Raw genomic sequence first — 12293 nt, 5'->3', positions numbered from 1 at the left:
GCTCCATACTTGGAGTTCAGCCATTTCTGGGAGCACTAAAGATGAGCGGGCTTGAGTTCGTTAAGGGCGATATCGTTGTGTTGAAAAGTGGCGGACCGGCGATGACGGTCGAGAGTATCGGCAACTATGCCGAAGGTCTGGCGCGCGGGCCGGAGAGGGGAGCGAAGTGTATCTGGTTCGATGGGGGCAAGCCCCAGGAGCATGTTTTCGATGTGGCGGTGTTGGAGAGGGTTGACCCTTAGGGCGAGTCATCAATTATTTCCCCGGCTGCGTTGCAGCCGGAAATGGGGCCAGGCAAGGCGCAGCCTTCAGGCAATGGTCATTCCCTTGCCAAAGGCTGCAACGCCGCATGGCCCCATTTCCGGCGCAACCTAGGCGGCTCCATCCGAAGGGACGGGCCTGTTTTGGCACAGCGCGGCGTTGCTCATCGTTCGTTTGGAATGACCAGATTTCTCTCCTCGCGTCTTGCCCTGTGCCAAAACAGGCTCCGTCGCAACGCGGGAAATAATTGATGACTCGCCCTGGTGCATGAGTTGTCGGGCGCCGGAGTGGCTGATGGCCCCGCTTCGTGCGGGGTTTTCTGTTTCGGGGTGGTTCTGGACGGCACGGGAGGATACCGCCCAGCGGCGGAGCCGGCCGCCGGCGTTGACAGTGCTCCGATGCATGAACAAGCTGAAATTCGTTCGAATCTGCAAGGTGCTTGTTGAAGAGAGGCTGGATTGTCGGCCCCGGACGCGAGACGTGGGCGGTTCGGCTTGAATTTCAGGAGGAGCAATCATGGCGAAGGTTACTCATGCGAAGGCCAGTGCGGTCCGGTTTCCGGCTCCTCAAAGCCGCGACGAAGTGAACGAGGCGATTGCCAAAATTGGCCTGCTCCAGCGTGAGCGTGCGCGCATTCAGGCCGACATGAATGATGAGCTGGCCAAGGTGAGGCTGCGTTACGAAGAGGTGGCTACGCCTCTCAACGAACAGATCGCGGCATTGACCCAGGGGGTGCATACCTGGTGCGAGGCGCATCGCTCGGAACTGACCGGGAACGGCAAGACCAAGTTCCACGATTTCGCCGCGGGCGAGATCAAGTGGCGCATGCGTCCGCCGCGGGTGATGCTGCACTCCGTCGAAACCGTGCTGGAAGTCCTCAAGCGTCTGGGGCTGACGCGTTTCATCCGGGTGAAGGAGCAGGTGAATAAGGAGGCCATGCTCGCCGAGCCGGATGTGGTCGCCGGCGTGGCCGGGGTGAAGATCGAGCAGAGCGAGGACTTCGTCGTCGTGCCCTTCGGTAGCAAGCTCGAGGAAGTCGCCTGAGGAGAGAGCTTTGCTCCAACACAGGATGTAAGCTTGCCACTTCAGGGCGGCATCGCTTCGGCCTGCGCCGGTCGTCCCGTCTCCCGGACGGCATGGACTGGCCGGCCCTGGGCATGCTCGTGCCATGTCTTCTACCGGGCGTCAGCGTGCGGTTTCCGCCAATTGCATGTCGGCACTTGCTCAGACCTTGCAAAAGTATTCCATGACGGTATCCGTTTCCTCGCTGCGGTTCTGCGCATCCAACGCCCGGACCAATCCATGCAGCGACTAGAGCATTTTTTGAAAACACGAATTCGACATACAGGGGTTGCTCTTCCTGGTCATTTCGGGCCTCCTCTCCCGCTCAGACAAGGAGACCAGAATGGCTCGAGCATACAGTGCCGATCTTCGCCGACGCGTCGTCGACGCGGCCATGGGCGGGCTGTCGGCTCGGCAGGCCGCCGAGCGATTCGACATCGGCACGGCGACGGCGATCGTCTGGGTACGGCGCTTTCGGGAAGGCGGGGAACTCGTCGCCCGCCGACAGGGCAAGCCCCGGGGCTTGCGGCTCGATCCCCATGCGCACTACCTGCTCGGCCTGCTCGAGCAAACCCCCGACCTGACGCTGGCCGAGCTCGCCGCAACCCTCGAGCGGGAGCGCGGTATTCGGGTTAGCCTGGCGACGGTATGGACGTTTCTCGACCGGCACGGCATGACGTTCAAAAAAAGACCGCGCATGCGGCCGAGCAGCAGCGGCCGGACGTCCAGGCAGCTCGACAGGAGTGGCTCGAGGAACAACCCGGCTTCGACTGGCGCAAGCTGATCGTCGTCGACGAAACCGCCGCCGCGACCAACCTGGCCCGCCTACGAGGCTGGGCCCCTCGCAGCGAGCGCTGCCTGGCCGCGGTCCCTCACGGTCACTGGAAAACCACGACCTTTACCGCCGGCCTGCGCGTGGATGGGCTAACTGCTCCGCTGGTGCTCGACGGCGCCATGAACGGCCCGGCCTTCCTGGCCTATGTCGAGCAGGTTCTGGTTTTCGAGCTGACGCCCGGCGCTATCGTGGTGATGGACAACCTGCCGGCCCACAAGGTGGCGGGGGTACGCCAGGCCATTGAAGGCGCAGGAGCCACACTGCGCTACCTGCCTCCCTATAGCCCCGACCTGAACCCGATCGAAAGGGCATTCTCCAAGCTCAAGGCGCTGCTGCGAAAGGCGGCGGCGCGGACCGTGCCGCAGCTGTGGCAGAGCATTGGCGAGGCGATTGCGCAGTTCTCGGCGCAGGACTGCAGGCACTACTTCGAGGCAGCCGGATATGAATCAGAATAAGGTAAAAATGCTCTAGAGCATTTTCCGGGAAACGTCGCAGGTCTTTGCGAAAGGCCTGCTCGGCTCTCTCGTTCCGTCCCGCCTCGAGCGGCACCCGGCCGAGGTCCTGGCGTACCGGCACCGTCCATTCCTGCGGCTCGCCGTAGACCAAGCCGTCCTCCAGACGAGCCGCTTCGCGCAGGTGGCCGATCGCGTCCGGGACGTCCGCCTTCACGGCGGCGATATGACCGGCCAATACTTGCGAGGCGATTTTCACTATGGCGCCCGAGGTGTTGAACTCCAGACGCAGCGCGTCCGTCTGCGGATTCCCGGCCGTGGCGCGCAGTCGCGCCAGCTCCGCCTCGGCTCCTGGTGCGTCGCCGCGCGCCGCCAGCGCCCAGCCCTGTATGTGGTGCCAGAGGGCGCGGGTACGGGGAGGATCCGGCGGCGGGGCCTCGGTTTGCAGAGGTTCGTCCCAGCGATCGAAGCGCACCAGCATCTGTAATTAGAGCCGCAAGCCCTAGTCGAAATAGCGCTGTGCCAGTGGCGAGGCGGTCGTGATTGCGTAGTGATGATCGCCGAGGTTGTCGTATAGCGGAACGCCCGGTCTGGACGAGAGTTACAGACGCCATGCCCACTGCCAGGAGCGCGCCCAGGGCCATCGGGCACGGAGACGGTCGGCGACGGCTGCAGGGCGGCAGGATGGGCAGAACCCCGGTGATCCGGATGCTCAGGGTATCGCTTCTCGTCACGTGGTTCCGCCATGCTCGCGCACTGGTGCGAGCCCGGCGGTCATGATTGCCTGGCCGATGAATGGATTGTCTTTCGTTATTCCATTCGATAGTTCAGGGGAAAATATAGCGTGCGCCAAATCATCTGCATGGCTTCCGGTAATTCCGTATTTTGGCGGAGCGCTTCGTTTCGTCGTTTTATGGTTATATCCGGGGCCGACTTGGGTCGGGGTTGTATGGTTATCGAATATGGCGACTGCCGCACGATCAATGGAGGGGGTATATGTGAAGATGGCAGTGGTCTGTCCGGCTCGTCGATTTCCCTTTTTTATGGAGGATAATATCGTGCTCAGGTTACATTGTATTGGCTTTTGGGCGTCCGTGCATTTTTCGGCTGGAAGAAAATGCCGATACTCGTGTCCATGCGGACCATTATAAATACTGGCTGACGAAAATTTCACATGTGCAGGCATATCCATAGTCCCGTGACGGTCGATTGGCTGGATCTGATCGTCTCCTATCGATAATGTTCTTCGAGGTCCCGGAAACAATGCCGCGTGAAATTACGCGGCTAGATGATTGCCAGGAAGGCTCTATCGACCGCCCATGGTTGGTCTCCGTTCTCGTTATCCATACCGCCCGACCAGGGCGGCGATCGATGCTTCCAGGCGCACTTCCGAGCGAAGCCGTTCCGTGAGCCCAGGAGTCCGGCCCGTGGCTGTGTTTCTGCCGTGCGCTGCCGGGGTTTTCAGCTTCTCGCCGATAGGGGCCGGGGCTGTCCGTCGTGGCATGGGCATTGTCGCTTCGCCGCGGTCGGCGGCGAACGTTCTACATTACCGATACTGCTATAAAGGCTCCGCGATATGCTCTCGATGATATCTTCCTAGCCGTTCGTCGGTAATGGGGAAACTTTGATGATCGCCCTATTTTCAATATTAATGACAAACACGAGGCATGGAACAGAAACATAATAATGTGGGTAGCCGGGTTTTCTCGATCATATCGGCTGCTTCGACCCATCGTTGATTCATTGAAAATGTTTCGGTTTGGAGTGAGCAAGCCAGGGGATAAGGCGGTTGTCAGGGAGATGACATTATTTTTCGCCGGAAATTGGATTCGCCGAAAAGATGCCTATACTGGATTCGAGCGGCATGCCGAGGTTTCACCGGAAGCGAAAGACTTCGGCAATTATTATTCGGGAGAGTTGCAGCAAGGCAACTGCGCAATGAACGTCCATGCGGCGAGCCGCAAGAACGACGGAGCCATGTGGACGGTTCGCAACCACGATTTCCATACGGGAAATCGAATACGAGGGCGCTAAGGCAATGAAAGGGCAGCCAAGTTAGGAAGATGATACTGCTTGAGCAAAAAAGCGGAACCAATCGACCAAGCCCATGCATGAGCCAACGAGCGTCCGAACACTTGAACTACTTACTCTGTAAGGAGTGCATAATGGCTACTGAAAAGCAACAAGGTCAGCAAGGCCAAGGCAGCCAAGGCCAAGGCAGCAATGTGGGACAGCAGGGCCAGAACGCAGGACAAACCGGTCAGCATGCGGGCGGCACCCAGGATCAGAACCAGAATCCGCGTGCAGGCGAGCAGTGGAAGCAGAACCAGGGTGCACAGGGCAGTGGCCAGCAAGGACAGGGCGGGCAGCAAGGCAGTGGTACCCAGCAAGGCCATCAAGGCGGCCAGCAGGGGCAGCAGGGCGGCCAGCAAGGCCATCAGAGCGGCCAGCAGGGGCAGCAGGGCAGTCAGCAGGGACAGCACGGTAGCCAGCAGGGCAGCCAGCAAGGTGGTCAACAAGACCAGCCCGGCCAGGGCCAACGCGGCAACCTGAGCGAGGAAGAGCGGCGCAGGTCCCAAGGCGGCAGCCAGGACCAGTCGCGCCAAGAAGGCCAGCATGAACAAGGACGCAATCCGTCCAAATAGAAAAAGTAAAAGGCCATAACGGCCTGTCGAACCGATCCAATCGCTGCCGGTATCGGCGGATGACGGATCAAGGAGGCTCCGGTCGACGAACCGGAGTCTCCTTCGCCTGGAAAGAATTCCCCCTTCCTTGACCGAGTGTCCACTCAGGCTCTATCCGAGCAAGGGTGTGGCGTCTCGCCCTGGCCGACGAATGCCCCGTCCGAAATTCATACGTCCACAGGCGACGGCATCCGGCTGCCGGACGTTCGCCTGCGTCTTGGAAGTCTGTGCATTAGAAATGATTCCTTCTAAATCAATAGATTGCCTGGTCTGTTCGAATATGGCCCGGGTCTTGCTCCGTTGCCTGGCGAGCCGCGCTCGCAAGCTTTTCGGCAGGCGGATGTGCGGTCTCGATAGGTTGTACCGCGACAATTCGAACAACAACGGAGAACCCTATGGACATGCAACGCTCGAAGGTCCGGGTGATGGGCAGCGATGCCGGTGGCACGATGACCAATATTTTCTTCGTCCGCGAGGACGGCAATTTCGTGGTTGGCAAGGCGCAGAGCAACCCGGCCGACGAATCCCTGGCCATCTACAATTCTTCCCTCGAAGTGCTGTCCGCTTGGCAGCTCGGCGTCGACGACGTCTACCCAGAGCTGCTGACCTGCGTCTATTCCGGCATCGCCATGCTCAACCGGGTGGTGCAGCGCAAGGGGCTGGACGTCGCCTGACCATCAGGTGCACACCTACGGCTACACCGAGGGCTTGGGCTTCAAGGACGTGGTGGTGCCGGCCTGGGGGACGGGTTTCTCGGCCTTCGGCTGCGCCTGCGCCGACTTCGAGTACCGCTACGACAAGAGCGTCGACATCGCCTTGGCGCAGGATGGCGACGATACCCAGCGCACCGAAGCCTGCGCGGTGATCCAGGCGGCCTGGGACGAACTGGCCGCCAAGGTCATCGCAAAATTCGTCAACAACGGCTTCAAGGCCGGGGACGTCACCCTGCTGCCCGGCTACCGGATGCAGTACATGGGCCAGCTCAACGAGCTGGAGATCACCTTGCCGATCGCCAAGGCAGCCGCCGCCCACTGGCAGAAGATCACCGACGCTTTCGAGGACACTGACCTAAGCCGCCAAGGCGCTGGGCATCGCCAAGAGCACTCTGTACCTGTGACTCAGGAAGTACGGCATGTCCCGTGTGCCGGAGGCCGGCGAACGATTGCGGCTCGAGTGAGCGGGGGCCGCCGAACCGTGCGCTCTTTCACCTTCCCGACGTCATCCCCAGCGAGCAGCTTTCCGCGCGCCGTCGGCGGGGTATGCTACCGGCCATCCGCTCCAGCCGCAGCACCGCCATCGAGATAATTCAACGCCATGTCGACCTCCAGATCTTTCGATTCCGCCCTAGGATATGCGGCGCTCACGGCCACCGGTCAGGTGCGCACGTGCAACGAGGACGCTTTGCTGTGCTGTCCGCAATTGTGTCTGTGGGCAGTCGCCGATGGCATGGGTGGCTACGGTCGCGGCGAGCTGGCCAGCGCCCTAGCGCTGGAAACCCTGCGCCGGCTGGTCGCCTGTGGCCAGGACCTGTGCAGCGCCGTCCAGGGCGCCGATGCCGCCGTTCTCGCCGCTGCCGAAACCGGGCTGGGCGGATATGGCATGGGCGCCAGCCTGGTCGCGGTGCGCTTCGCCGGCGCGGATTTCCAGCTCGCCTGGGCCGGCGACAGCCGCGCCTACCGGATCGGCGGCAACTCCATCCGCCAACTGACCCGCGACCATACTTGGGTGCAGACGATGGTTGACGCCGGCCGACTGACCCCGGAGGAGGCCAGCCGCCATCCCTTGCGCAACCTGGTGACCCGCTGCCTCGGCCTGAACCACGACATGCTCGCGGTGGAACTGGTGCGGGGACGCCTCGACCGGAGCGAACGGTTGCTGTTGTGCAGCGACGGTCTGACCCGCGAACTGAGCGATGCACGGATTCAGCATCTGTGCGCCCACACTCTCAACCTCGACACGCTGGTCGGCGCTCTGGTCGGAGCCGCTGAGCGCATGGGCGGCAGCGACAACATTTCCTGCATCGCGCTGGGACTCGCCGCACCGCCGGCACGGACCAAGGAGCGGCCACGCGGCTTTCTGCGCAGATTGCTGAAATCCGTCGGGAAATGAGCAGTGTCTGATTCCAGAGAAAAATCGACGCTCGGAGTGCTCCGGGCGCTCGCGCGCGCATGGCTGCCTACCGCCTGGTGACATGATCAACCGGAGTTTTATATTCTTAAAAGTTTTATAAATAAAATAACAAGTTATTTTTTTGGAATAAGTAAGCAATATAGAGTGGCCAGCAACGTGGTGCGGCGGATGGGCTGCCGGGCCTCGACCAGTCAACCGGAGGAGTCACAGAATGCCAGCCGCTACCCCAGTCCGCCATGAAACCGTCGAGGACGTCCGGCGTCCCGTCGATCTATCCGAGGTACTCGCCGCCAGTCCGGCGGAGTTGCTCACCAGGGCGCGTGCCCGGGGTGTCGACGGCGGTCTCGCCTACGCCGGCAGTCTCTATCCGCCGGAGGCCTGGGCGTTGCTGCAGGCCGGTGCGGCGACCCTGGTGGATGTGCGCAGCGCCGAGGAGCTGAAGTTCGTTGGGCGTGTGCCGGACACCCTGCACGTGGCCTGGCAGAACGGCCCGACGCTGATCAAGAACCCGCGCTTTCTCATCGAGCTGGCCGGCAAGGCCGGACGCGACAAGGTACTGGTGCTGCTCTGCCGCAGCGGCAAGCGTTCCGCGGCGGCCGCGAGCGCCGCCGCGGCTGCCGGTTTTTCTCAGGTATTTAACGTGCTGGAAGGTTTCGAAGGCGATCTCGATGCCCATCAGCAACGCGGCGAAAGCGGCGGCTGGCGACACTGGGGGCTACCCTGGGTTCAGGATTGAGTTGTATCCTTCTAGACTTTCTGGCACTTCTTTTCCCGTCCATCCTCGTTCAGGACCGGCCGTTTCCGCGGCCGGCAGGTTCTCCCATGTCCAACAAACCCAAGGCCGTCTTCGACGGCGCTTCGCATACGCCGGAGGTACCCGCGTCCCGGCCGATGAACTGGCAACTGGAGCAGATCGTCGATGAATTGCGTGCCGCTCGCGCCGATTGGCGCAAGAGCTGCGGCCGGACGCGCGAGTTGGGCAGCCGCGAATTGCCCTCGCGGCAGACCGTGGCGGAGATTCTCGCCGCGCTGAGCGGCGCGCTCTTTCCGATGCGCCTCGGGCCCAGCGATCTGCGCGAGGAGAGCGAGGATTTCTATGTCGGGCACACCCTCGACAGCGCACTGAACGCGCTGCTCGGCCAGGTACGCCTGGAACTGCACTATGTCGCCCGCCAGTGCGGGCAGCGCGAGCCGGATCTGGAGACGCGCGCGGTGCAGATCGTCCGCGAATTCGGCGCCGCCTTGCCGGAAATGCGCCGGCTGCTGGACAGCGACGTAATCGCCGCCTACCAGGGCGATCCGGCGGCGCGTAGCCTGGACGAGGTGCTGATCTGCTATCCGGGCGTCCAGGCGGTGATCCACCATCGCCTGGCCCATCTCCTGTACCGCTCCGGGGTGCCGCTGCTGGCGCGGATCGTCGCGGAGATCGCTCATTCCGCCACCGGCATCGACATCCATCCGGGGGCGCAGATCGGCCACAGCTTCTTCATCGACCACGGCAGCGGCGTGGTGATCGGCGAAACCGCGGTGATCGGCAACCGCGTGCGCATCTATCAAGCGGTGACCTTGGGCGCCAAGCGTTTCACCGTCGACGAATCTGGCCAGTTGCTCAAAAGCCAAGCCCGTCATCCTATTGTCGAAGACGACGTGGTAATCTATGCCGGCGCCACCATCCTGGGCCGGATCACCATCGGCAAGGGTTCCATCATCGGTGGCAATGTCTGGTTGACTCGTAGCATGCCTCCAGGCAGCAACGTCACCCAGGCGACCTTGCAACACCAGCCAGGCAACGAGGGGCAGCCATGACGGCGAGCCTCCGGCCCTGCGCATCAATGCAACACCTCAAACCAGGCAACACAAGGTAGTCGTGACGACGAACCTTCCGGCCCTGTGCATCAATGCAACACCAGCCGGGCAACGCAAGGTAGTCATGACGACGAACTTTTCGGTCCTGTGCCTCTTTTTGAATCTTATTGGAGTGATTCATGACCGAATATCAGGATGTACGCCTGGCGTTAGGCGACAGCGCCGCACGCCAGTTGGCGAACGCGACCAAGACCGTCCCGCAGCTTTCCACCATCAGCCCGCGCTGGCTGGTGCATTTGCTGCAGTGGACGCCGGTGGAGGCGGGCATCTTCCGTTTGAACAAGGTGAAAAACCCGCTGAACGTGCAGGTCGCCTGTTCCCAGCGTGACGAGGCGGTGCTGCCGCAGACCTTCGTCGACTACGAGGAACAGCCGCGCGAGTACTTCCTCAACGCGGTGACCACCATCCTCGATGTGCACACCCGCGTTTCCGACCTCTACAGCAGCCCGCACGACCAGATCCGCGAGCAGTTGCGCCTGGCCATCGAGACGATCAAGGAGCGTCAGGAAAACGAGCTGATCAACAACCCCGAATACGGCCTGCTGGCCAGCGTCGATCCGAGCCAGCGCATCTCCACCCTGGGCGGCGCGCCGACCCCGGACGACCTCGATGAACTGATCGCCAAGGTCTGGAAGGAGCCGGCCTTCTTCCTCGCCCATCCGCTGGCCATCGCCGCCTTCGGCCGCGAGTGCACCCGCCGCGGCGTGCCGCCGCCCACCGTCAGCCTGTTCGGCGCGCAGTTCCTTACCTGGCGCGGCCTGCCGCTGGTGCCGTCGGACAAGATCCCGTTCGACGACAACGGCAAGACCAAGATCCTCCTGCTGCGTGTCGGCGACAAGCGCCAAGGCGTGATCGGCCTGTACCAGCCCGGCGTGACCGGCGAGCAGAGCCCTGGGCTGTCGGTGCGCTTCATGGGCATCAGTCGCAACGCCATCGCCTCCTACCTGATCTCGCTGTATTGCTCGTTGGCGGTGCTGACCGAAGATGCCCTGGCCGTACTCGATGACGTGGAGGTCGACAAGTACCATGACTACCCGGCCACCTACAAGTAATCCGCCGGAGCTGCCGGAGGCCGTGGTGCCGGCGGGTCTGCCGGATGTGGCAAGTCTGGCGCAACTGGCCAACGCCTTCTTTGCCAGCCTGCCGGGTAGCGCTCCGTCGGGCGGCGCGCCCTTCGGCAATGGTCTGTCGGACAGCGTTCTGCCGGGCGGCGTTTCGGCGCTGGCCGGCGTATCGCCCGTCGAGCCGTTTCCGAGCGGGGCCGCCGCCTCGTTCGGGGCGGCCGAACGGCACGCCGGGGAGAAGCTCCCGGCGGGCATCGCCGACGGCCTGGACCTCGGCTCGCCCGAGGCCTACGCCGCAGCATTGCCGACGCTGTTCCCGGCTGCTGGCGGCCTCGCGCCGTCGGCAGGGGGTGCGCCGTCCACGCCGTACTACTTCCTCGGCGAGGGTAGCGCCTACAGCGGCGAGCCGGAACGCTTCGCGGACATTCCCGTCGAGCCGGACAGCCTCGCGGTGCCGGGCGGGGACGCGCTGGGCAAGGTCCTGCGCTCGATCCTCGCCGAGCCGTCCGCGCCGGCAGCATCGGCAGGGCCGGGGGCCGGACAGTTCTATTTCCTCGAACGGAGCAGTCCGGGCCTGGAGAAGGCGCCCGATCCTGTCGTCCAGCCGCAGGTCCGCAGCGGTTTCGACGTGCAGGCGGTGCGCCGGGACTTCCCGATTCTCGCCGAACGGGTCAACGGCAAGCCACTGGTGTGGTTCGACAACGCCGCCACCACGCAGAAGCCCAAGGCGGTGATCGATCGCTTGGCGTACTTCTACGCGCACGAGAACTCCAACATCCACCGCGCCGCCCACGAGCTGGCGGCGCGGGCGACGGACGCCTACGAGGGCGCGCGCAGCAAGGCGGCGCGCTTTCTCGGCGCGAAGTCGACGGACGAGATCATTTTCGTGCGCGGGGCGACCGAGGGCATCAACCTGCTGGCCAACACCTTCGGCCGCCAGTTCATCGGCGAGGGGGACGAGATCATCGTCTCCCACCTGGAGCACCACGCCAATATCGTGCCCTGGCAGTTGCTGGCCAACGCGGTGGGCGCCAAGCTCAAGGTGATCCCGGTGGACGACTCCGGGCAGATCATCCTGGAGGAGTACGCCAGGCTGCTTGGTCCGCGCACCAGGCTGGTGAGCATCACCCAGGTGTCCAATGCCCTCGGCACGGTCACCCCGGTGGCGGAAGTGATCGCCCTGGCGCATGCCGCCGGCGCGCGGGTACTGGTGGATGGCGCACAGTCGGTATCGCACCTGAAGGTCAACGTGCAGGCGCTGGACGCGGATTTCTTCGTGTTCTCCGGGCACAAGATCTTCGGTCCGACCGGCATCGGCGTGGTCTACGGCAAGAAGGAACTGCTCGACGAGCTGCCGCCTTGGCAGGGCGGCGGCAACATGATTGCCGACGTGACCTTCGAGAAGACCCAGTACCAGGGTGCGCCGGCGCGCTTCGAAGCCGGTACCGGCAACATCGCCGATGCGGTGGGGCTCGGTGCGGCGCTGGACTATGTCGAGCGTATCGGCCTGGAAGCCATCGCCCGCTACGAGCACGAACTGCTGGAGTACGCCACCCGGGGCCTCGCGACGATTCCCGGCCTGCGCCTGATCGGCACCGCGGCGAACAAGGCCAGCGTGCTGTCCTTCGTGCTGCAGGGCTACCGCACCGAGGAGATCGGCGCCGCCCTCAATCGCGAGGGTGTCGCCGTGCGTTCCGGCCACCACTGCGCGCAGCCGATCCTGCGCCGTTTCGGGGTGGAAACCACTGTGCGGCCATCGTTGGCGTTCTATAACACCTTCGACGAGATCGACCTGCTGGTGAGCACCGTGCACCGTCTGGCGACCCGGCGCTGACGTTCATTTCCCCCGGCTGTCCAGCCGGGGGTCTTTTTCTCCCCCGTACCCGGCCTTGTCAGGAGTGGCGCGGCCAGGCAGATTCATCCGCGACGGATGGCGGTA

Annotated in this window: 12 protein-coding genes; 11 read left to right on the top strand and 1 reads right to left on the bottom strand. The window is 63.2% G+C overall.

Annotated features, from left to right (window positions below; translation table 11 throughout):
• Window positions 1–41 precede the first annotated feature (41 nt).
• The 4 genes from ACGI6K_RS12460 (at window position 42) to ACGI6K_RS12445 (ending at window position 4644) form a co-directional block, all read left to right on the top strand.
• On the top strand, window positions 42–242 hold the full coding sequence (locus tag ACGI6K_RS12460; protein ID WP_376946807.1) for a YodC family protein: 201 nt from the start codon (window positions 42–44) through the stop codon (window positions 240–242).
• A 535-nt stretch (window positions 243–777) separates the two neighbouring features.
• Window positions 778–1305 carry a host-nuclease inhibitor Gam family protein gene (locus ACGI6K_RS12455; RefSeq protein ID WP_376946809.1) on the top strand — a complete coding sequence of 176 codons (528 nt, stop codon included), beginning with the start codon at window positions 778–780 and terminating at the stop codon, window positions 1303–1305.
• 361 nt (window positions 1306–1666) lie between these two features.
• Window positions 1667–2613 (top strand): IS630 family transposase gene (locus tag ACGI6K_RS12450; protein ID WP_394542920.1). Its coding sequence is split into 2 segments (ribosomal slippage): window positions 1667–2006 and window positions 2006–2613, totalling 948 coding nucleotides; the frame shifts between segments, so codons are not numbered across the junction.
• Window positions 2614–4410: 1797 nt separating this feature from the next.
• Window positions 4411–4644, top strand: a complete 234-nt coding sequence (locus ACGI6K_RS12445; RefSeq protein ID WP_376942655.1) for a hypothetical protein — start codon at window positions 4411–4413, stop codon at window positions 4642–4644.
• 110 nt (window positions 4645–4754) lie between these two features.
• Here ACGI6K_RS12445 and ACGI6K_RS12440 read toward each other — a convergent pair whose 3' ends face one another.
• Window positions 4755–5228: a hypothetical protein gene (locus tag ACGI6K_RS12440; RefSeq protein ID WP_376942663.1), complete on the bottom strand. Its 474-nt coding sequence runs from the start codon at window positions 5226–5228 to the stop codon at window positions 4755–4757.
• A 461-nt stretch (window positions 5229–5689) separates the two neighbouring features.
• On the opposite strand from ACGI6K_RS12440, the gene ACGI6K_RS12435 reads away from it, so the two are divergent.
• From ACGI6K_RS12435 to ACGI6K_RS12405, 7 genes are all read left to right on the top strand, one after another.
• A complete protein-coding gene (locus ACGI6K_RS12435) occupies window positions 5690–5968 on the top strand; it encodes a hydantoinase/oxoprolinase N-terminal domain-containing protein (protein WP_376942653.1) in 279 nt (92 codons plus the stop codon).
• A gap of 7 nt (window positions 5969–5975) precedes the next feature.
• Window positions 5976–6599: a hypothetical protein gene (locus ACGI6K_RS12430; RefSeq protein WP_376942651.1), complete on the top strand. Its 624-nt coding sequence runs from the start codon at window positions 5976–5978 to the stop codon at window positions 6597–6599.
• Between the two features lie 9 nt (window positions 6600–6608).
• A complete protein-coding gene (locus ACGI6K_RS12425) occupies window positions 6609–7403 on the top strand; it encodes a PP2C family protein-serine/threonine phosphatase (RefSeq protein WP_376942649.1) in 795 nt (264 codons plus the stop codon).
• 232 nt (window positions 7404–7635) lie between these two features.
• Entirely contained in the window at window positions 7636–8160 is a 525-nt protein-coding gene (locus tag ACGI6K_RS12420; protein ID WP_376942647.1) for a rhodanese-like domain-containing protein, read from the top strand.
• Between the two features lie 86 nt (window positions 8161–8246).
• Window positions 8247–9230, top strand: a complete 984-nt coding sequence (gene epsC / locus ACGI6K_RS12415; protein ID WP_376942645.1) for a serine O-acetyltransferase EpsC — start codon at window positions 8247–8249, stop codon at window positions 9228–9230.
• Between the two features lie 179 nt (window positions 9231–9409).
• Window positions 9410–10342 (top strand): family 2A encapsulin nanocompartment shell protein, encoded by a 933-nt coding sequence (locus ACGI6K_RS12410; RefSeq protein ID WP_376942643.1) that lies wholly within the window; start codon window positions 9410–9412, stop codon window positions 10340–10342.
• Window positions 10317–12188 (top strand): family 2A encapsulin nanocompartment cargo protein cysteine desulfurase, encoded by a 1872-nt coding sequence (locus tag ACGI6K_RS12405; protein WP_376942641.1) that lies wholly within the window; start codon window positions 10317–10319, stop codon window positions 12186–12188. The genes ACGI6K_RS12410 and ACGI6K_RS12405 overlap by 26 nt, the downstream gene beginning before the upstream one ends.
• Window positions 12189–12293: the final 105 nt, after the last annotated feature.

This window comes from Azorhizophilus paspali, assembly GCF_043587585.2.
In the GTDB taxonomy this organism is placed as follows: Bacteria; Pseudomonadota; Gammaproteobacteria; order Pseudomonadales; family Pseudomonadaceae; genus Azotobacter; species Azotobacter paspali.
Note: the sequence above shows the minus strand (reverse complement) of the source record. Positions and strands in the feature narration are given on the sequence as shown.